This window comes from Acinetobacter sp. SCLZS86 (assembly GCF_021560715.1).
Lineage (GTDB): Bacteria > Pseudomonadota > Gammaproteobacteria > Pseudomonadales > Moraxellaceae > Acinetobacter > Acinetobacter towneri_A.
Genome location: NZ_CP090864.1, coordinates 1,958,795 through 1,978,997 on the forward strand (window position 1 = coordinate 1,958,795; position 20,203 = coordinate 1,978,997).

The following is a 20,203-nucleotide window of genomic DNA, read 5'->3' on the forward strand; positions in this document are numbered from 1 at the left end:
GGTCAAATCAATCTTTATCTTAATTCAACAACTTATTGAATAGGCATTAAAGATTGAACATCTTTGACAATCTCATCCATATTATCCACATACACCGAACCATGATCCCATTTTTGCTCTACAGGTAAATCCTGATCAGTGACGTAATGAATTTTAGTTCCCATCCCTTGAGCTGACTGAACCAAGTAATCCGTGACTTGTTTCGGTACAGTTGGGTCAGCCGTTCCTTGATAAATAAATATAGGCGTACTGATTTTCACTTTTAATGGCTGTGAACCATTGGTTAAGAAATCTTTAACTTCAGGGATGGTCGTCATGAAATTCGGTTGAGTACGTGGATAACCATCCAATTTTCCATAAGTCTGTGCGTGCTCTCGCATTGGCTGAAGCATACTCCCACCTAATGCCTCATAACAGATTGACTCTGCCTGAGCAGCAAGTTGATCTGTTGGTGACACAAATATTTCAGAATATTTCAAGGTTGGAGCAGTATTTCTTAGCCCCGCAGCAATTAGAGCAGTAAACGTATCTAATGGTACAAGTGCCTGTACTTTCTTTATTACATCTGGCTCCTGAGCTGCTTTTTGTTCACCACCCGCCAATACCAACGCTAAATTTGATGCAGGTGCGATAGCTATGGCACCCTTATAATTTAACTGCGCACGCGATGCATACTGCGCTGCACCTAAAGCCGCATGTCCACCCTGTGAATGTCCAACTACACTCCAGCGCGTTTCTGCAGTATTACCCAAAAGCTTGCTTGCAGCGACAACAGCATCTGTAATCGAATAAGCTGCACTTTTTAAATTTAAGAATGGGTGTAATTCTTTACCGCTCGGTTCGCCTAAACCTTCGTAGTCGGGTGCAACAACGGCATAACCTGCTGCCAATAGTTTAGCAATGAAGTACTCATTTCCATTTAAACCTTGACGGCTCGGTGCACACGCATCTGCCACGCCTGTTGTGCCATGTGCCCAAACTACAAGTGGCCATCCGCCCGCAGGTTTAACTGTTTGAGGGGTAAAAACAAGTGCAGTTGCCTGAGTTTCCTGTCCATTTACACCTAACATTTTATATGTCATCAATGTTTTAGAGGCACTTACTGTATCTAAAACATTATTCGCATTTTCACCCTGATCCCGATAAAGCTCTGTTTTCACGACTGGGGCACTAAAATTATATTTCGGAATACCATCCTCAACAACCACAACACTCGTATCGTCATGATCATCATTACAGGCGGTTAAAAACAAACTGCTGCTGGCCAAAGCCACGCTTAACCATATTTTTTTCATTTGCTTACCCTTGTCTTCATATTCTTATTAATTGCATCCTTCGCAATCTTTATTTGTACGCTTTTTTATCGTATCAGGCAAGATTTCAACAATTAATATGCAAGTGTATTTTATTTAAAATTAAACACTTACGGTAAAAATCAGTAAATTGATCACATATACAAGTGCCTATTAAATTTCAATTCAATTTGTCATACGCAGCGGCTAATGTTAGATTGCATTTTTATTGAATGACGCAAGCGAATCAGGACATGCAGGCAATTATTCTCGACACTGAAACCCATACTTTAAATGGACAACCCATTGAGATTGCCTACGCCCCCATTCAAATTCAAGATGGCAAAATCAGTCTAGATAAAAGTCAAATTTTCGATCAGTTATATCAAGTCGATGAGCCGATTTCATTCGCAGCGATGGCGGTGCATCATATTTTAGAATCGGATTTAATTGATCAACCGCATTACAGCAGTTTTGAATTACCTGCCGAAACCACCTATATCATTGGGCATAATATTGATTACGATATTCGCGCTTTAGAAAAATGTGGTGTGGATACTTCTAAAATTAAAGCCATTTGCACTTTGGCACTTGCACGTCGCGTATGGCCAAACGCCGAAGCACACAATATTTCAGCTTTAATTTATATGATTACCAAAGGCAGCGAAAAAGCGCGTGACATGATTAAAAAAGCGCATCGTGCCGATATGGATATTATTTTAACAGCCAATATTTTGATGCATGAAGTTCATCAACTACAAATTCAAAGTATTGAAGAACTCTATATCGCCTCAGAAGAAGCACGTATTCCACAAATTATCAATTTTGGTAAACATCGTGGTACGGCAATTGCCGACCTTCCTGCCGATTATGTGCAATGGTTATTAAGACAAGAAGATTTAGATCCTTACTTACGCAAGGCGCTCGAAAATACCAGTATTTTGACTTTATAAATGTTTCAAGTGAATCTTATTGCATTTACCTGTCATAAATTATTCATATTATTGTAATTTTCAAAGTCTATGCTTTGCCTTAATTTATTGGGGAAATAAATTAAGGCTCATGTTTAATTATCAAAAAACTCAACTCGGTCTAGATGCATTACAACAACGCACACGTGATTTAAATGCACGTCAACGTCGTTTATTGGTACTGATTGGTACTGAAGATTTTGATTTACTGGGAGATCAATTCAAGCAACGTCTTGCACCACCTGAATTGATTGAACAGCTATTAGATATGCAACTAATTGCCCCTGCTGCGCTTGAGCAATACACATTGCAACAACAAGAGCAAACGGCTAACATTCTGCTGCAACAAGAGCAAGAGCTATCATCTACCACTTTGCACACAGAAATTCATAGCCAACTTGCAAGCAGCACCCCGCAAGCACATGCAGAAAGTTTGGCAGAACCAATCCACACCCAACATCTTCAATTAAATTCAGCTCCTGCATATTTAGAAGCACGTGTTGCAGCTGCTATCAATACAGAACAGGCCGCTGAACAACTTGAACCACAAGCAGAAATACAGCCTGAAATTACAGCTTTGAGTTTTCAAGATGTAAAATTTCTCATGATGGATACTTTACAGCGTCATTGTGGATTAATGGCAAAACAACTGATTCAGCGAATTTTACAAGCGCAGGATATTCGCAGCTTAAAACTTTGCCAAATGCAATGGATTACCTCTTTGCAAGAAACACGTTTGCCACCGAAAGCACTCAATCAGATTTTGCAGCAAATCAACCACTCTCTGCAAAAGCTCAATCCGACTTAAAGCTTAGATTTTTTTACTTAGTTTTAAGTCTTTTTAACAATTAAAACCATGCTCAGGGACATATGGATTAATTTATTTTTATTACTTTTCAACACCTTAAAAACACATATAAATCCACATCTAAACCTTAGATTCATTATCCCTATAAAAGCTAATACTTTAGCGGCATAGCGCCGCCTCATGAAAATCAACGATAAAGTATTTTCCAGAATTATTGATGCACAGGGGCATGCTTAATCATGCATTTTTTTAGCGTTTGATGCTTATGACAATCCAATGCAACTCGGTAAAGGTGGTAATTGGGTGATTACCTTTTTAAGCCTAACAGACCAGTAAAGCCAAATACAGTTGGCGATTACCAATCTATTACCACGTCAAATTTCGGCACATTTACAACCACGACGTATAGTGATTCAACAAAGTACAGATGCTCTGCTCTGGCAAATCTTGTAGATTGAATGTTTTGATAGTCAAAACAATCAAGAGTCGAGTTTTCAATCCGATGATCACATTGAGCAAGCAGTCATTCAAAAAATTATTCAAGAGTTTGATAAATACGATGTAAATATCCAACTTGTTGAAGATCATATGGTTTAAAGCGATATGTTTTGCACTTAATGAGCACTTTATTTACGTGTGCTTTAAAAATTCTGAGCACAAAAAAGCTCATCGAAATGAGCTTTTCTAAAAATAAAGTGGTCTCACAAATAATTACTCCAACACACGGAAAATACTATCAGACTCTCGGCTTTCAAACAAAAGTTCGATGCTTGGTAAAATTACTTCACCTTTCACAATAATGTGTTCAATTTTGTGAAATAGTGCCAAACCCGCTGCCAATGAAGTTTCTGGGATATTACGTAGCAATGCTTTTGCTTCGTAAATATGGCTAAACTGGTCTTTAACTTTAATATCGATGATTTGCGTCATTGTTGTTCCCTTTTTCTCGACGGAATTTTTTTATAGCATAGCTTATAAATTTTTTAAAAAAGTGAGTTGTTAGATTGTTTAACAATGTAGTATTTTTTTAAACTAAATTTTAATTATTTAATAAATTCAACCACATGTTTTTTAAAATTTTATTTACAACTTACAAAATCACAGTATAGTTGCTTGTTTTTTATTCTAGCACAGAAAAAACTCGCATTGCTGCGAGTTTTTTTATGTTGGAAGGCTAGTGCTGATTTTATTGTTTGAACAAAAGTTGCAAATTCAACGAGCTGTCATTGATCCGTCCAACTGCATCGTAGCGTCAATTACATTGAATGACCTACTGTAATTTCAATATAGCGAAACTTATTTTTTACTCCAATAGCCCACTACATTTCAACACATTCGCACGGCAAAATTTCAATTGATTTAATTTTCAGTTGCGGCATAATTTTATGCGGCTAAAAGCTCCAGCTTTACGATTAGCTTCTGCATAACTTGGCGATACTTTCAAATAATAAGAAGTCGACGATTACTCAATTAATTCAATTTCATAATTAACATCTTGCAGCATATCTTTATTGTATAGCTTTACCATTGCTGTAGCTTCAGCAAAATCATAAAACAAACCTTCTGCCACGGCTTTACAACGAAATTCCGTGGTGCCAATTTCATTATCATGCGGAACAAAATATAAGTTTTCTGGAATGAGTTTAACGATATAGCCCACGAAGCTGCCCTCAGATTTTTCAGTTTTAAAATATGTGAGTTTTATATGCTGAAAAACGTGATCAGGCTATGGCAAATAAGATCGAATGTTTATCTTAATTTTTTATATACTTTTCAACTATTTTTTATATTACAGTTCAATGCTTATATACTAATTTGGTGCGCTCAGCGCGCACAAGAATAAGGTTTTATCATTTTGATTTATAACAATAAAAAATTAACCTTCGACAGCATATACCGTAAAAAATACCGTATAAATACTATTCATTTTTTCAAATTGATAATTTGAAATTTAGTAACGTAATTTGGACCTACATCAAATTCAGTCTATTGAATCAGTTGGAGATATCATTCAAATCCGCAATGAACTTTTGAAATGGTATATAGGTTCTCACGTCCTTACAATCCCATAAAAACGTCATGATATAACATCACTTTTTTGTAATCGCTTTTTTTCATGTATCATTCAAGAGTACAACTTCAGGGGGTAGGTTATGTTTGAAAATATTGATGCTTTAAAGAAAAAATTAGATGAGCATCGTCCTCTTTCTCCTGCTATTGTAAAAAACCTTCAAGAAGATCTTATTCTACGTTGGACATATCACTCAAATGCAATTGAAGGCAATACGCTTACATTGCTAGAAACAAAAGTAGTTTTGGAAGGCATTACTGTCGGTGGAAAAGCTTTACGAGAACATTTCGAGGCAATTAACCATAGAAATGCTATCTACTATGTTGAAGATATTATTCGAAAAGAAGAACCTTTTTCTGAATGGCAAATTCGAAATATCCATCAGCTTATTCTAAAGAATATAGATGATGACAATGCAGGACGCTATCGCCAGCAAAATGTATTAATTTCAGGTGCAACGACTACCCCACCCGACTCTACATTACTAAATGACAAAATGGCTCAGCTTATCGATTGGTACAACTTAGAGGCACATAAACTTCATCCTATCGAACGTGCAGCCAAAGTACATGCTGATTTTGTAGGTATTCATCCATTCATTGATGGCAATGGCCGTACATCACGTCTATTGATGAATTTAGAATTGCTTAAAGCTGGTTATCCCCCTTGTGTAATAACAGTTGAAAACCGATTGGCCTACTATGAGGCTTTGGATCAATGGATGGCTTATGGAAAAACTGAACTTTTTATTCAATTGGTCGCAGATGCTGTACTAGAAGGATTTAAACCGTATCAGGTCATTTTAGGAATTTGAATTTCCCACACTCAATATTTTAGATGAGAAAAAGAGGGCTTGTACATTATATAATTACGAATAGTACTTCTTACAAAACACGCACAATACATATGAAATTTGAAAAAAATTATATTAGAACGCAACTTATGGAGTTAGGGTCTACAAGTGAAGAATATCCAATTACATTTACTGGCCGATATAAACATACAGAATCGCAAGACTATATAACCTTAACAACAATTAGAGTCTATAAAAAAGAAGCTGGGAAACAAAAAACTATATGTAATCATATAAACTTAAAAAAATCATCTATTCCTCAATATATGATTTTAGATGTTAATGTACACAACAGAAAAGTATATTTTGTAGGTGAAGTTATCTTATATGAGCATGATGGTAAAGTACGTGCAGGCATTCAGCTTATTGATAAGCCTAATGAAATTATTATGTGGTTTGCAGACCCAAAATTAAACTTTAACGAGTTAAAATATCAATAGTACTATTTATATTCTACTTAATTGGTAAGCATCTGCTGAACCCCATCGCTATGTTTTAATGGGATTAGGGTTTCCAGCAGTGTGGCAATAATTCTTCAATCTGAGTCACTTTATGTGTCGGCAGCCTTTTCAACACATCACTTAAATAGACATATGAATCCAAGCCATTCAGTTTTGCTGACTGGATTAAAGTCATAATATTGGCAGTTGAGCCAGCAAACAGCCAGTTCTTTCGCCCCAAAGCCCAAGGACGCATCTGGTTTTCGATCCTGTTATTGTCAATCGGTAGATTACCATCATCCAGATAACGACAAAGTGCCTGCCAACGTTTTAGACTGTAGTTGATCGCCTGAGCGGTTGGAGAACTCGATGGCACCGTCAGTTGATATTGGTTGAGCCACTCATATAGCCGTTGTATCACCGGTTGACTATGTTGTTGTCGGTATTCGTAGCGTTGTTGCGCTGGCCCATTTGCCACGTACATGCTGTTTCTTATAGAACCTGTGCCGGTCTGAAATTCAGTTTTTCACTAATATCTTCACTGATACAACGGAGTTAGCATCCACAAGCGTATTGGATTGATACAGGTTCATGCTCAATACGGAGTAGTATAGAGGAACCTCAGTAAAGGTTCCTCTTTTGAAAAACCATGGGCGAGCAGTCAAACCTCAGTATGTTCTTTTTTAGCTCAAAAGATCATAACGCTGTGCTGTTAAAGCTGCTTTTTGATAAATATGTGAAGGATATTTATTTTTTAAATTATGTTTTACCCATTGAGGTAAATTCTTCCATTGTTTGCGCACATCTTTAAATTCAGACTTCTGTACTTCTGTTAAATAATAACTATAATTATTTTGCCCTTCTGCAAAGTAAACTCTTTGGTCTTTTGCTTGAATTTTAAAATGCTGATCTAACGTGTAGGCTAAATCACTTTGCCATTTAAATAAATGATCATGAATTAATACAAGATTCATCTGCTTTAACTGATTATCTAAAACCAACCTTTGATTTAGAATTTGTTCAACTTGATGTATATCATCTGTCATCAATAAATCATTATTAGCTGCCGTGCCTAAAAAATATTGAAATACAAAATAATTCTGTATTTTTAAAACCACCACTGGATAATCTGCACCTTGCAGTTCTTTCACATTGGATAAATCAGTTTTATTTTTAACGAAAAATTCATGAGGTAATAATAACCATGCTTCCTGAAACAAAGCTTGATAATTTTTCCAAAAAATATAACGATTGGTTGTTTTAGACAAATCTCCTTCATCAGCCTTATTTTGCGCAATTTCTACTAAAATTTGACGCAATGATTCATAGTTACCAAACCCAATCCAACAGCCCAACCTTTGTCTTTCCTCGCTTGTCAGTTGCAATTTAAATTCAGTATTTCTTGCACATGCTGACAACCAAGCGACGAGCTCAGGATAATCTTTCACTTTTTGTTCTAATGACTCATTTTTTAAAGAGAAAAAATTGTGATTTAAGATACTCGAAGCCAATTTACATTGCTGCTCCAACGGCAGACTCTTATTTAACAGTGCATTTAATGGCTGACGAAATATCTGACGTTGCTTTTTACTCGATTGAATCCATAAGCTTAACCATTCAATATTTGCATCATGAATAATGAGAAGTTTTTTAGGAAAATTAGCTTCCAGCACCAGTTGCACTACGTTCTTATACTCTCGCATAGCGATTTTTGCTAAGGTTTTTGCATCCCCAGAGATTAATGCCAGTAAGATATCAACATCAGTTTGCTCCCCCCATTCATCTGTTCGAATCAAATCCTCCAAGACATCTCTCATCACCTTCACCACATCTATAGGCGCAGGATAGCGCTCTAAATCCGCAAGTACAGTACGTAGTACCATAACCAATCGTAATAATGGCTCGCCTTCCCGATCTTTTTCCAATACGGATAACCACCAATGCTTCATGGCTTGTCGACCTTGAGCACTTTTCCATTGATTACCATCCCAGCCCATTAATGCAAAGACTTGAATTAATTGCAGATCAATTGGTGAACGTATCAATTCCGCGAATAATTTTTCAGGATCAAGCTGCAGTATCAGAGATTCATCAAATGGAAAATTGATAAAATCTGCAATACTTTTCATTCCGCTGAATTTACTTTGTAATTTAGCTTTTTCTGTAAAAGCAAAAAGATCATGATTCAAAAAATTCATTCTTCGCATCACTTCTCACTCAGCTGCTTTGTTTTTTCTATAATTTTATTTTTTGAAATATCACCAAATAATTCCGAAGCGAACTGAAACTTAAATACAACTTTCCGATCACTCGCATCATCATAAGGTTTAGAGTCAATATTGCCACGCCCCACAGGTGTAAGCTTATATAAAAAAGGTAGCTTCCCTCCAAATGCAGACATGTTATTTACATGTTGCACAACTGCGTTTGAACGACTTAAACTTAAAGTCATATTTTTCGAATAGTCAAAACTCGTATTGTTATCTCGGCTGCCGTGCCCCTCTACGATAATTCTTGCAACTTGCTTTTGCTGTTCTTTACTAAGGCGATTAAACAGTACATGACTATATACAGGAATAAATTCATTTAAAAAAACTTTACCCTGTGCCGAAAGTTGTGCAGAACCGTAAGGAAATAATATATTCTCAGCAATACTGATATCGCCTGTATTGGGATCAATCTCGACTTTAATTCCTTCTGCCTTCATGGATTCTTGTATAGATTGAATAATCATTACACGTGTACGATCCTGATTGGTCAACATCAATATACAAAGCACCAGAAAGATCGCCATTAAGCCCGTCATCAAATCCGCAAGTGCGATCCATGTTGCAGATTGACTTTCGTGGTCGGAAAATTCATTTTCATCAATCATTGGATTTTCCTTTTGCTTATTGAGTCATTGCATCATGCAATGGAATTGCAGCTGCTAAAGCAGCAACAGTGCTCCCTAAACGATTTACCGCATCTTTTAAACCATGATCCAAATCTGTGAAAGCGCGTTGATATTGGTTATCAAGCTGCTTAAAGGCATTTGCAAATTCTTCAGGTAAATCTTGTCCTAATTGCCCTAAAGCATTAGTAACATCTGTTAAATATTTTGCTGATTGATCTAACTTTTGACTTAATTTCGCCTCACCCGCATTCAATTCCTGCGCAATACTTTGTACTTTCGGCAGAATGGTGCTTTGTACTCCATCAATACGTGAAATTAGTCCTTTAGTTTCTTCATTCACTTTACGTTGTTTTTCATCCATAAACTTAAATTGTTCAGTTAAGCTATTCGTTACTTCAACCAAACCTTCACGTTGTTCACCAATTGTCTGCTCTAACTGTTCATTTTGACGATCTAAGAAACCATTGAGATTTTCAGTTTGCTCATTTAAATAAATTGTTAAAGATTCTTGATACTGAATACGGAATTTTTCAAGCGACTTTTCTAACTCACTTGAAGTATTTAATAACTTTTGATCAATATCGCCTAATGTATTTTTGAGATTTTCAGATGCAAAATTAATCATATTTTCCGCATTATCACCAACAGCTGCTAATTCTGTGGCCATACGATCCAAATACCCATTCATATCTACTGAGAATGTAGTCAGAATTTCATTAAATTTTGTTTGTGCATGATCAAATTGTGTAAAAACATCCTGAATCGATTTATTTTGTTCTTGAATAATAGATTTGATGGAAGTGTTAAGTTCCGTCGTCGCTTGTGAAACTGCTCCTTTTAGCTCTGTTCCCGCATCATTTAATACTGATCTAATATTCGTGACCATTTCATTTGAAGCAGATTGAATATTTTCTTGCATTTTTTCTGAAGCACTATTAATGCTAGTGTTCATTAAGACCGAAGCACCGCCAATTGCTGTTTCTAATGCTTCTTTCGCATGATTTAGACCATTTTGAATAGCAGGCTCAATACTTGATAAATTTGTTTTAAGTTCTTTGTTAAATGCATCCAAAGATTGTTTTTGTTCATTCTGAATATCATCCATATGCTGAACAGTTTCACCAATTTTAGTGACTAGACCATTCATATCTTGACTTGCAGCTTGCATATTTAATGCTGCTTCACCCACAACAGTAATTAGCTTCTCATTATGCTGTTGAGAAGTTTCAATTGCTTTAATAGTATCTTTGACCGCTTGAGTGGTGTTTTCCAAAGCTATATTGGTTTGATTTAATGCCCCGTTCATTGGCAGTAAAATTTCAGTTTTTAAATCTTCTAATACCTTTTTTATTGCTTCAGTACCTTGATCAGCAACTGCAGTCTTAATTTCAACCAATAAAGGCGTTAAACCCTGAACTACACCTTGACTAATCAGCTGTGCAAGTTGGGTATTGTCATTATCAAATTGTAATTTTGCGATATCTTGCTGCATGAGCTTTTGATTATCGAGCTGCTTTTTTTGTAAAGAAGCAAGTTGTAATAAAGCATTTTCCTGACTTCTTTGAATTTCTAATAAATCTTGGTTATGAAGTTTTGCTTTAGCTTGTAAATCCTGACGTTCTAATAAATGTTTTTGATTTTGTGCTTTTAAAACAAATGTATTTAGAAGCATAAACAACAGGGAGGAGGCTACACCACTCAGAGCATATACAAAGACAGCTTTAAGTTTATCCATTAAGCCTGCAAATGACTGAACATCTATATTTCCATCATTAAATTCAATCCCCTGTAGACCCATTGTTAATCCTACAAACGTCCCTAAAAGTCCTGCAGTAGTTAGAATTGTAGGAGCATACTGAGAAAAAATAGTCAGTTTTTTTTGCTTTAAAGAAATGAACCAAGCAATGAAAGATATTGCAATCAAACCAAGAATAATGACTCCAATTACAGGAACCTTACTAATAAAGGAAATAAAAAAAAAGGATAAAAAATCCATAAAACCCTCAAAAATTAAAATTTAAAATTATTTAATATCCCAAGCTTCTAATAGCTCTTCTGATAAACCCTGCTGCAAAATATACAATGGAATATGACGTGCATATTCATCAGGAAAACCATGCAATCCCAAGGACCATTCTTGGTGCAGCTGATTTAAATCTGGTCGAATCCAAACAAGTTCAGAGGAGGCAAACTTTAACAGCATCAACTGACAACGATTTTTACTCATCCGCATTAATGCATGAAAATCTTTTAAATGCAGTTGATTCTCGCTATCATGAAACTGATCATTAAAAAAGTGTATTTGTTGCATCATAGCTACCACTTCATCTTTATTCATACGCCAGTAATACCTCCTAAAATTAAACCATATATAGTAGCTCTAGGATTATAAAATTAAAGGGAATATTATAATGCTATATAATATCCCCTAACATTTTTACTAAATCAAAGTATATTAGTTTCAATTAACTCCAACATAAACTTGAAGTATTATTTAACTTCAATCAGCTCAACTTCAAATATTAATGTACTATTAGATGGTATAAGTTCTGGAACTCCTTGTTCCCCATATGCTAAATAAGGTGGTATATACAGTACGGCCTTGCCACCTTCTTTCATCAATTGCAGACCTTCAGTCCAGCCCGGAATAACTTGATTCAATGGGAACTCAATTGGTTCACCACGGTCAATTGAGCTATCAAAGACTTTACCGTCAACCAATTGACCTCTGTAATGTACTTTCACAATAGAGTCCGCAGCAGGTTGTTTACCTGTACCTTCTTTAGTGATCTTGTACTGTAAACCAGATGCTGTCGTTTTTAAATCAGATCCGATTTGAGCTTGTATACTAGACTCATTTGGAGAAGAGAGCTGTATCTCATCATAATCTGTATGCTCCGCATTCGACCATTGTAATACGCCATCTAAAGCATAATGTTCAATCGTACCATCAGCTCGTGTCACGACGTAATAAGTATCTATTCCGTGATCTGCTTCAATCCTTTCATATTTATCCCCTTTCCTTAATTCGAAAGGTAAAACTTCTTCTTCTTTAGATTCATCTTCAGAATTTTTTTCACTTGAGGCTATTTCCTTTCGCTCTACAGCAGATTTCTGATTTTCAGGTGTAAGCATTCCTGCCACAACCAGACTAGGTACAGGTAAAATCATCATTAAATATAAAATAACTTTACTCACTGAGTTATCTAATGGTGGCGGTGGCGGTGGAATATTTTTTCCTTGATTGATAAATAATCTGTCTCTTTCATATTCAACTGAATTAGCTCCATGTTTATTCTCACCCGATTTACCTACTATAAGCCCAACAATCAACCAAAGAATACCAGTTAACATACAAGGAATTGCCAACCAACCAGACCAGTTAATATCATGTAATCGTTTTACTGTAAGTACAAATACTACATACCAATAAAAAACCATTATGATTAATCCACCAAATCCTAGTTGCTCACTAGTTATAACCAAAGCCTGTTCAGCTATAACAAAAATAAGAAATAGAGAAAAATACACAAGCAATAACAATAAATTAGCTTTCCAAAACAATCCTCTTGAAATTCGACCTTTAGGCGAGAAAAATAAAGGAATAACCTGCTGCTGAAATAATTTTGTGGACAACATAATTTACTCCTAAACCTCTCTATAAGTCGTGTCAAGAATCAAACCTTGCTGCTGTACAGATTTAAAGTCTCTACTCACTTGCTCAAGGATTTGTTTATTTTTCTTGAGATTTTCCAGTTCTTGTTTTTGTATTTCCAAAATATCTCGATATTGAATATATTCTGGTGCAAAATTAACGAGTGCTGTTTGATCATCAGACAGAAGTTCATAGACAGCACTAAAATGCCCTTGAATTAAATCTTTGAGTTGTCCTCTAATAACAGGAAACTCTTGCTCTGCTTTTTGTCGTTGAGCGTGTTCATTCCACATGCTATATAGGCTCAAGGCTACTCCAGCTACTCCAGCCCATTTGGCAATACCACCTGCTAAATTCGTTGCCCCCCAAGGCTTAAACTTTAGAGATGCACCTGTTAAACCTGAAATCGCATCTCTTGCAGCAATCACCCCCACCTTAATTGTACCTGTGGGTAATTTAGCAACTCTATTCAATGCTAATGTGGAAAATTTAAGTGTCATTTTCTCAAGAGAATTTGCATAGTCTTCAGAAATACTTAATTGATGTTCAATTTTTGAACCAACATTTTTCATAATACCTGTTGTATAACTTAAATGTCTTAAACAGATATTTTCAATCTGTTGTTTTAATTTAGAACCTGTATCATTACCAGAACCACCTATTTGTGATTCAATAAAAGAACCCAAGGTTTCTACACTTAATGTATTCAAATATCCTAATACATCATTTTCAGCAGCTTGTAACTCACTCAACAAATTCTGTTTTGTTGCACTAAACTTTCGCCCCACTTGCTCTAAATCATAAGTGATGGTCTGTATATTATCAGCAGTATCTTTGATATATAGGTCTATACCGTTATACTGTTGTTCAGCCAACGTTAAGTTTTCTAAAATTACATCTCTCACTACATCCAAGCCAGTCTTTCTAATTAGACTATCTCTAGCAGTTGAGCTTAGAATTTGATTCGTTACTGCTTTCAGCTTATTAATTCTGGAACGCTCTCCATAAAGTTCTTTTTTCTCAAGCCAAAAATCCAGTCCTCTACCATTCGGGTTTGAGGCAATACAAACGATATTCAGAGCTTTCTTTTCCTGATCTGTTAGCTGGATAAAGCGGTCTAATTTTCCAAGCAAGTTATCTTTTTTGATCTTCGAGCGTTCTTCAAATTCATCTTCATCCCGTAAGTCAGCAACCTCGTCCATCTTATTAATAATAAAGATCGTTGAAGATAACTTATTCAAATCTCGCAATACCCATTGCACAGTATCTTTATGGCTTTCTTTTAAGGGATTAACTGCATCAACCACGTAAAATATTAAATGAGCTTCTGAGATATATTTACGGGTAATATCACTATATTGGATAGTATTACCCCGATCATCTAACCTTTCTTTATCACCAAATAATCCTGGCGTATCTACAATCTCACATTTCTCGGGTAGATTGTCAGGTTTCTCTGTACACGACAAAAATAGATAACTCATTGAAATAATGTCATAATAATTGTTTTCTAACGACGAATACTATGACACATCTCAATGAGTTATATCTTATCTTAAACAAATCTCTAAAATGGAACAAGTCACATTTAAAGTGCTTTGCGCTCATCATGCTTGTGATTATTTTAAAGCAAACATGTAATCTTTCTTCTGCATCTAAAGCCTTGCCCATCAAGTGCTTACCACAATCATTTTATCGACGTATGCAGCGCTTCTTTGCAGGTCAGTATTTTGATTATCGTCAAATTTCTCAGTTGATTTTCAATATGTTTTCATTCGACCAAGTGCAACTGACTTTAGATAGAACCAATTGGAAATGGGGAAAACGAAATATTAATATCCTGATGCTCGCAATCGTTTATCGTGGAATAGCGATACCTATCCTTTGGACATTGCTTAATAAACGTGGAAATTCAGATACGAAAGAGCGCATTGCTTTGATTCAACGCTTTATAGCCATTTTTGGTAAAGACCGTATTGTGAATGTGTTCGCAGACAGAGAGTTTATCGGTGAGCAGTGGTTTACATGGTTAATTGAACAAGACATCAACTTCTGCATTCGTGTTAAAAAAACTTCATTGTCACCAATCATTTAGGAAAGAATCATAAAATTAGTGATTTATTTCGCCATCTTAAAGTTGGTCAAATTGAATGTCGTAAACGACGGATTTTGGTTGGTCGGGTGAAACTATATATAAGTGCACTACAGTTAGAAAATGGAGAGCTTTTACTCGTCGTTTCTCCTCAGTTTAATGCCAATGCTATTCAGGATTATGCATTACGCTGGGAAATTGAAACCTTATTCAGTTGTCTCAAAGGACGCGGGTTTAATCTTGAAAATACGCGCTTGACAGACCCTAGACGAGTGAAAAAATTGATTGCGGTGTTAGCTATAAGCTTCTGTTGGTGTTACTTAACGGGTGAATGGCAACATGATCAAAAAAAAGCGATAAAAATAAAGAAGCATGGACGACTCTCAATGAGTTTATTTCGCTATGGTTTAGACTATGTTCAAATGGCGATTCAGCGTTTAATTGGTTTTGGGAAAAAAGAAGAGTTTAAGGAAATTTTGGCAATTTTAAGAAGGCAGAATCCTGATAGGATAAGGGTTCTGTGAAATTTGTCGTGTACAGAGGTCAGGTTTATAAATTGCCAACTCATTAGAAGATTCATTACTGTCAATAATCATATTATTCATGACTTGACCTAACCAACCTGCAATTACACTGGTCTTACCATCAGAAAATGCACCTAATAATGCGATTCTTAGCGTATCATCATTTACATTGACAATCGCATTTTCAATTTTCTGTAATACATCTACTGAGTCAATACCAACGTCATTAAGTTTGGAAACAATACCTTTTAACCAATCCAGCTGTTTAATGACATCACTTTTATGTACTGTAAATTGATTAAACTGCTCCATATTCTTTTTCCTTAATACGTTGTTTGAGACTAGAGATAGTCTGGATTTCAGAGCTTAAAATACGTTCAATATCCCGCATCTTTTGATATTCTGCCTCTATTACTGGGCTTATTGTTTTTCTAATTTCTGTCTGTAAACCCAACTTCATTGATGCTACTTCTGTATTTAAATCATAAATAACACTGCTTTGCTTTGATCTCAACATATCTCTATAATTACTTTGTCTCTTAGCAATTCTTTTCTCTTTACCACTTATAGAGTTAATGGCTTCTACTACTGCACCAATAACTGCACCAGCAATTCCACCTACGATATTACCAACCACAGGAATAAAACTACCCAAAGTAGCACCCAAGGCTACCATTCCACCAATATTAGCTAATGTTCCCATCATCCCTTTTACATCAAAAGAGGAATCAAAAGATACATTTAAATTAGTATTAGAAGCTTTATTAGCAATCCTCATAGAATGAATAACTTTTCCAACATTTTTACTCATCATGGAAAGCTCTCGCTTGAGATTATCCTTATACTTATTTAACTCATTATCAGCAGTATTAGTTAGCTTTCTTTTAAAATCATTACCATTGTTTCTAATAAAAACTCCTACACCTCTATTAATCTTTTCATTTTCAGTTTTTCCAAATATTCTGTAATCATTCTGGGTAATTAGTTTATCTGATTCCTCAGCGATTTTAGAAAAGAACTCTCTTGATATATTCTCAAACTCCATTTTCAAACTATACTCGAACTCATTAGTTAGTTCATTAATAGTCGCTAAACCAAAATCCAACTCTTTTTTTACTTTAGATTGTAAAATTTGGTGTTTTTCTAGTTCTGTTTGTAGAATCTCAATCGTTTCTTCCACACGCCGAGAAATTTTATGTTTGTTACTTTCCACAATATCTTGTTTAAAAGTATCAAATTTAGAAACAATATATTCCTGCAACTGACCAATCTTACTAAAATCAGCCATTTTTTCTGTATCTTTAAACAGTTGTAAAAATTTCTTTTGATCTCGACCTAAATCATGATTTCGACCAAAAAATATAGTTGTTTCCTTTTTCTCTGGGTTATAGGCAAGGGCAGAAAATGCCATCAAACCTTGCATATATTGACCACCCTGGATCAGGTCTTCACCAATGCTTTCCTTTAATACATCAAGTGTTTCATCAAACAGTTTACTTGCACCACTATGTGCCTGCTCTAAAGTTTCATACGGTTCATCACTATCTTCATCTGCATAGTACGATGTCGCTGGACCTCGCAAATTTAGAATAGGATAAACTTTTGCATAATCATTAAGATAGCTTTTTATCTTTTGTGCCGTCTTCTTTTCTGGCTTTTTCCCAGCTCCATTGACATAAAACACCAAATGAGCCTTTGCAACTGCCTTATGAACTAAATGCTCATATTTACTCTCATCACCCTCAATACCTGGCACATCGATCAGTTGGAAAGTCTTATCCTTATATGTAAACTCATAGCTCACATTGTCTTTAGTAAAGTCTGCTTCACCTGTACCAATAATCTGTCCATCTACACGATTAGGGTAAATACGAAGCCCTTCTAGTTTTTTTTGCTCATTTAATACATGAATCAAATCCTGCATTAAATCAATATTATTTTCACGATGTGGTTGAGAAGCCCAGGAAATCGCATAAGGTTCACTATATTTTTTCTTAAAATTTTCTACGGCATTTGCCTGAGTAGACTCAACTTCATCGAAATCAACAGAATCCTGAAAATAATCTTCAGTCTGATATTCATTACTATTTAAATTTCCTGAAATCTGTAAAGTACCTGCTTGCAGTTCAGGTAATAACTTTTGGAATCTTTCCCAGTCTTCTAAACCGTTACGCCATACATAACTCTGCGGTTTAATAACTTGGCCATTGTATAAATCTAATAATTCCTTGCTACTAGAAACAATATGCTGCTGATGCTGTTGATCCAAATAAAACCATTTTTGTTCTTGGTTCATTATTATTTTCCTTATTAATTACCTAAGAATTTCATTAAAATAGCACCCGAAATGGCACTAATTAAGGCAATAGCAATATAGAAAAAATATACTTTTTTATAATTTTCAATGGTCTGATTACATACTTTCTGGGCTTCAATAAAATTATTTTTTTCTTTATTATAGTCCATCACTGTTTCGGTAAAACCCTGAATTTGTCCTTTCAGATCTCTAGTTTCATGTTCAAACTTTTTGGCAGACTCTCCTAATGCTTTTATAAGAGAATTAGAGTTCTCCGCAAATGATTTTTCCAAATCTTCTGCGATTGCTTTACCATTTTTTATTTGTTCTTGTCGTTCTTTTTCATTAAAAACAATTCTTAACGCTTCAAGAATGGTGCTTTTCCCTGCCCCTGTTTCACCAAAGAAAGCAATGGTAAATTTATCCCATTCAGAATTATTTTCCAAAAATTTAATATCTTCCCCAAACTTTTCACTAATATCCTGCAATCTAGCTTTGATATTTTTTAAATGTTCCATACCCTGTTCATCTGCCAGTTCAATTGAACTAATATCGGTTAATGCTTGTTGAACATTATTCTTAGCTTCACTATATAAGCCTTGAAAGGCTAATTTTTCATTTGACATTATTAACTCCAGTTAAATTTATTACGTGAGTAGACTTCTTGCACAAGTAGTTATTTAGACATTTGGGTTTTATGTAATACCTTATAAATTAAAATTTATTTTCTCAAATTTTAATTTATGCGAGAGATCTAATAATATATAGATTTAAATACTCTTTCAATTCCACTTCCATCTCGTGTTGCAACCTTTCAGGGCTGACAATCTTCAAATGAGGAATCCAGAATCGAATCAAAGGCAACAACTGCATATCATGATTAATCGTAGAAGATACGAGTAAACTACCATCCCCCAACTCTCTTACAATTTGCTGTTCAGGTAGTATTGATCTCTGTTTAAAATAAAAAGCAACCTGACTATCAATAGTTAAAATAATTTCCTGTTTATCCTGTCCAAACCAGATGCTTTCATCATTTTCTACAAGTTTTACAATATTCGGATCTGGAACAAATTTTAAATACTCATGTGGAGAGTGTGTAAGCTGAATATGTGAAAACCGATATGTACGCAATTGATTTTTTCTCACTGCAGCCAAATACCAACTACCGTGATGATGAATTAAACGATAAGGTTGAACCAGTCTAGGCTCGCCTTTATATACAAAACTAATTTGACTATATTCTTGAATTGCTTTTCCAAGTGCTTTAAATAATTCTTTAAACTGACTTGCATCTTCGAAAGAGTAACCTTTAACACTATAGATATGATGTGCTCTACTATCTAAAATTTCGCGTAAAAAAGTCATATCCAATGACGGATATAAATGACTAATTCCCGAAAGTTGAGCAAAATTACGGATATCTTTTGGTGCAATTTTCCCTAGATAATTCGATTCTAAGTAATATTTTTTAGTTTCTTCATCTTGAAGCAATGGCAAATAAGTATTCAGACGATCAAAATCTCGCAAAATAGTACGGGTACTTACCCCAAACTCTGATGCAAGCTCTTTTATACTTAACTGATACCCCATATTTAATTTTGTTAAAATATTTGCCAATCGGTCAGCTAAACGCTCATGAGTAGAATCATCACGCTGCATAAATTTTCTCTAATTATTTAAAACATATACCAAACTTTTAAAGCTTAGATATGTTTGAAATATAACACATTAGATAAACAAAAAATTACACTAAATCACAAAAAAATTAATGTAATTTCAATTTAAATAGAATTTAGTCTTTCTAAATAACGTTCGAAGTGTAGCATTGCTAAATAGAATTTCTTTAGTTCAACCCATTTTATTTTCCCAAGAATTAATGCTTTAAAAATCCGCGATAAAGCATTCTTCTTATGCTTATTGGTAAATGGATCAGGGTGTATCACCATGCTAGTGTCCTTTCAACGTTCCTTTTAAATTTAAACTTTTGATCAAAATGACTAATCAATCGAATAAAGTGAAGATAGGACATAAAAATGACAGGAGATGTCACCATGGATAAAAAATTATTGTTTAAACCTTTCTTTTTTTCTTTAAGTGTCAGAGGTGGTGGCAATTGAACCCACACTAAAAATACAGATAAAACTTTATCTTATCCTCTAACTTCAGTCATATTTTTACCCAACAATTACCCACATACTTTTTTCCTAAAATATTCAAATCCGTTAATCCCTCATACCTCTTTAGCCTAATTCTAACTATCTTTTTGGATGGCTTCGGACTTCTTCGGACAAAAACATGATAA

Annotated in this window: 18 protein-coding genes and 3 pseudogenes; 6 read left to right on the forward strand and 15 right to left on the reverse strand. The window is 34.9% G+C overall.

The genetic code is table 11. The annotated features are described in order from the left end of the window. Positions 1 to 32 precede the first annotated feature (32 nt). A complete protein-coding gene (locus LZP46_RS09405) occupies positions 33 to 1,295 on the reverse strand; it encodes an alpha/beta hydrolase (protein WP_236093689.1) in 1,263 nt (420 codons plus the stop codon). 251 nt (positions 1,296 to 1,546) lie between these two features. On the opposite strand from LZP46_RS09405, the gene LZP46_RS09410 reads away from it, so the two are divergent. The 3 genes and pseudogenes from LZP46_RS09410 (at position 1,547) to LZP46_RS09420 (ending at position 3,668) form a co-directional block, all read left to right on the forward strand. Then, positions 1,547 to 2,245: an exonuclease domain-containing protein gene (locus LZP46_RS09410; protein ID WP_179994499.1), complete on the forward strand. Its 699-nt coding sequence runs from the start codon at positions 1,547 to 1,549 to the stop codon at positions 2,243 to 2,245. Positions 2,246 to 2,354: 109 nt separating this feature from the next. Then, positions 2,355 to 3,071 (forward strand): hypothetical protein, encoded by a 717-nt coding sequence (locus tag LZP46_RS09415; RefSeq protein ID WP_236093690.1) that lies wholly within the window; start codon positions 2,355 to 2,357, stop codon positions 3,069 to 3,071. A 276-nt stretch (positions 3,072 to 3,347) separates the two neighbouring features. Continuing rightward, positions 3,348 to 3,668, forward strand: a pseudogene (locus LZP46_RS09420) (hypothetical protein). A 114-nt stretch (positions 3,669 to 3,782) separates the two neighbouring features. Here LZP46_RS09420 and LZP46_RS09425 read toward each other — a convergent pair. After that, entirely contained in the window at positions 3,783 to 4,001 is a 219-nt protein-coding gene (locus LZP46_RS09425) for a hypothetical protein (RefSeq protein ID WP_236093691.1), read from the reverse strand. Positions 4,002 to 4,533: 532 nt separating this feature from the next. Continuing rightward, positions 4,534 to 4,731, reverse strand: coding sequence for a hypothetical protein (locus LZP46_RS09430; RefSeq protein WP_236093692.1), 198 nt, complete (start codon positions 4,729 to 4,731; stop codon positions 4,534 to 4,536). A gap of 493 nt (positions 4,732 to 5,224) precedes the next feature. Between LZP46_RS09430 and LZP46_RS09435 the strand changes: the two genes are divergently transcribed. After that, positions 5,225 to 5,956, forward strand: coding sequence for a Fic family protein (locus LZP46_RS09435; protein ID WP_236093693.1), 732 nt, complete (start codon positions 5,225 to 5,227; stop codon positions 5,954 to 5,956). 92 nt (positions 5,957 to 6,048) lie between these two features. Beyond that, entirely contained in the window at positions 6,049 to 6,435 is a 387-nt protein-coding gene (locus LZP46_RS09440) for a hypothetical protein (RefSeq protein ID WP_179994498.1), read from the forward strand. Positions 6,436 to 6,499: 64 nt separating this feature from the next. Here LZP46_RS09440 and LZP46_RS09445 read toward each other — a convergent pair. The 8 genes and pseudogenes from LZP46_RS09445 to LZP46_RS09480 all read right to left on the reverse strand — a co-directional run. Then, positions 6,500 to 6,898 (reverse strand): annotated as a pseudogene (locus tag LZP46_RS09445) (IS66 family transposase); the annotation flags it as partial. Between the two features lie 220 nt (positions 6,899 to 7,118). After that, on the reverse strand, positions 7,119 to 8,633 hold the full coding sequence (locus tag LZP46_RS09450) for a hypothetical protein (protein ID WP_106986405.1): 1,515 nt from the start codon (positions 8,631 to 8,633) through the stop codon (positions 7,119 to 7,121). 8 nt (positions 8,634 to 8,641) lie between these two features. Beyond that, entirely contained in the window at positions 8,642 to 9,310 is a 669-nt protein-coding gene (locus LZP46_RS09455) for an OmpA/MotB family protein (RefSeq protein ID WP_106986406.1), read from the reverse strand. 16 nt (positions 9,311 to 9,326) lie between these two features. Then, positions 9,327 to 11,327, reverse strand: a complete 2,001-nt coding sequence (locus tag LZP46_RS09460) for a hypothetical protein (RefSeq protein ID WP_106986407.1) — start codon at positions 11,325 to 11,327, stop codon at positions 9,327 to 9,329. Positions 11,328 to 11,354: 27 nt separating this feature from the next. Beyond that, a complete protein-coding gene (locus LZP46_RS09465; protein WP_106986408.1) occupies positions 11,355 to 11,669 on the reverse strand; it encodes a hypothetical protein in 315 nt (104 codons plus the stop codon). Between the two features lie 152 nt (positions 11,670 to 11,821). Then, on the reverse strand, positions 11,822 to 12,505 hold the full coding sequence (locus tag LZP46_RS16420; RefSeq protein WP_425267155.1) for an FKBP-type peptidyl-prolyl cis-trans isomerase: 684 nt from the start codon (positions 12,503 to 12,505) through the stop codon (positions 11,822 to 11,824). Positions 12,506 to 12,676: 171 nt separating this feature from the next. Beyond that, positions 12,677 to 12,970, reverse strand: a pseudogene (locus LZP46_RS09475) (DUF805 domain-containing protein); the annotation flags it as partial. Positions 12,971 to 12,979: 9 nt separating this feature from the next. Then, positions 12,980 to 14,470: a LeoA/HP0731 family dynamin-like GTPase gene (locus LZP46_RS09480; protein WP_236093694.1), complete on the reverse strand. Its 1,491-nt coding sequence runs from the start codon at positions 14,468 to 14,470 to the stop codon at positions 12,980 to 12,982. A 41-nt stretch (positions 14,471 to 14,511) separates the two neighbouring features. Between LZP46_RS09480 and LZP46_RS09485 the strand changes: the two genes are divergently transcribed. Then, a protein-coding gene (locus tag LZP46_RS09485; RefSeq protein WP_085947913.1) for an IS4-like element ISAba1 family transposase occupies positions 14,512 to 15,602 on the forward strand; the annotation gives its coding sequence in 2 pieces (ribosomal slippage) (positions 14,512 to 15,052 and positions 15,052 to 15,602; 1,092 coding nt in all). Here LZP46_RS09485 and LZP46_RS09490 read toward each other — a convergent pair. The 4 genes from LZP46_RS09490 to LZP46_RS09505 form a co-directional block, all read right to left on the reverse strand. Further along, on the reverse strand, positions 15,564 to 15,914 hold the full coding sequence (locus LZP46_RS09490) for a hypothetical protein (protein WP_236093695.1): 351 nt from the start codon (positions 15,912 to 15,914) through the stop codon (positions 15,564 to 15,566). The two genes, LZP46_RS09485 and LZP46_RS09490, sit on opposite strands and share 39 nt — an antisense overlap. Then, a complete protein-coding gene (locus LZP46_RS09495) occupies positions 15,901 to 17,898 on the reverse strand; it encodes a GYF domain-containing protein (protein ID WP_180160564.1) in 1,998 nt (665 codons plus the stop codon). The genes LZP46_RS09490 and LZP46_RS09495 overlap by 14 nt, the downstream gene beginning before the upstream one ends. Positions 17,899 to 17,912: 14 nt before the next feature. Further along, entirely contained in the window at positions 17,913 to 18,524 is a 612-nt protein-coding gene (locus tag LZP46_RS09500; RefSeq protein ID WP_180160563.1) for a hypothetical protein, read from the reverse strand. 115 nt (positions 18,525 to 18,639) lie between these two features. Further along, positions 18,640 to 19,560 (reverse strand): helix-turn-helix transcriptional regulator, encoded by a 921-nt coding sequence (locus LZP46_RS09505; RefSeq protein ID WP_236093696.1) that lies wholly within the window; start codon positions 19,558 to 19,560, stop codon positions 18,640 to 18,642. Positions 19,561 to 20,203 lie beyond the last annotated feature (643 nt).

Coding starts and splice junctions, on each gene's coding strand:
- LZP46_RS09405 (WP_236093689.1), bottom strand. CDS start 1,295: ATGAAAAAAATATGGTTAAGCGTGGCTTTGGCCAGCAGCAGTTTGTTT.
- LZP46_RS09410 (WP_179994499.1), top strand. CDS start 1,547: ATGCAGGCAATTATTCTCGACACTGAAACCCATACTTTAAATGGACAA.
- LZP46_RS09415 (WP_236093690.1), top strand. CDS start 2,355: ATGTTTAATTATCAAAAAACTCAACTCGGTCTAGATGCATTACAACAA.
- LZP46_RS09425 (WP_236093691.1), bottom strand. CDS start 4,001: ATGACGCAAATCATCGATATTAAAGTTAAAGACCAGTTTAGCCATATT.
- LZP46_RS09435 (WP_236093693.1), top strand. CDS start 5,225: ATGTTTGAAAATATTGATGCTTTAAAGAAAAAATTAGATGAGCATCGT.
- LZP46_RS09440 (WP_179994498.1), top strand. CDS start 6,049: ATGAAATTTGAAAAAAATTATATTAGAACGCAACTTATGGAGTTAGGG.
- LZP46_RS09450 (WP_106986405.1), bottom strand. CDS start 8,633: ATGAATTTTTTGAATCATGATCTTTTTGCTTTTACAGAAAAAGCTAAA.
- LZP46_RS09455 (WP_106986406.1), bottom strand. CDS start 9,310: ATGATTGATGAAAATGAATTTTCCGACCACGAAAGTCAATCTGCAACA.
- LZP46_RS09460 (WP_106986407.1), bottom strand. CDS start 11,327: ATGGATTTTTTATCCTTTTTTTTTATTTCCTTTATTAGTAAGGTTCCT.
- LZP46_RS09465 (WP_106986408.1), bottom strand. CDS start 11,669: ATGAATAAAGATGAAGTGGTAGCTATGATGCAACAAATACACTTTTTT.
- LZP46_RS16420 (WP_425267155.1), bottom strand. CDS start 12,505: ATGATGATTTTACCTGTACCTAGTCTGGTTGTGGCAGGAATGCTTACA.
- LZP46_RS09480 (WP_236093694.1), bottom strand. CDS start 14,470: ATGAGTTATCTATTTTTGTCGTGTACAGAGAAACCTGACAATCTACCC.
- LZP46_RS09490 (WP_236093695.1), bottom strand. CDS start 15,914: ATGGAGCAGTTTAATCAATTTACAGTACATAAAAGTGATGTCATTAAA.
- LZP46_RS09495 (WP_180160564.1), bottom strand. CDS start 17,898: ATGAACCAAGAACAAAAATGGTTTTATTTGGATCAACAGCATCAGCAG.
- LZP46_RS09500 (WP_180160563.1), bottom strand. CDS start 18,524: ATGTCAAATGAAAAATTAGCCTTTCAAGGCTTATATAGTGAAGCTAAG.
- LZP46_RS09505 (WP_236093696.1), bottom strand. CDS start 19,560: ATGCAGCGTGATGATTCTACTCATGAGCGTTTAGCTGACCGATTGGCA.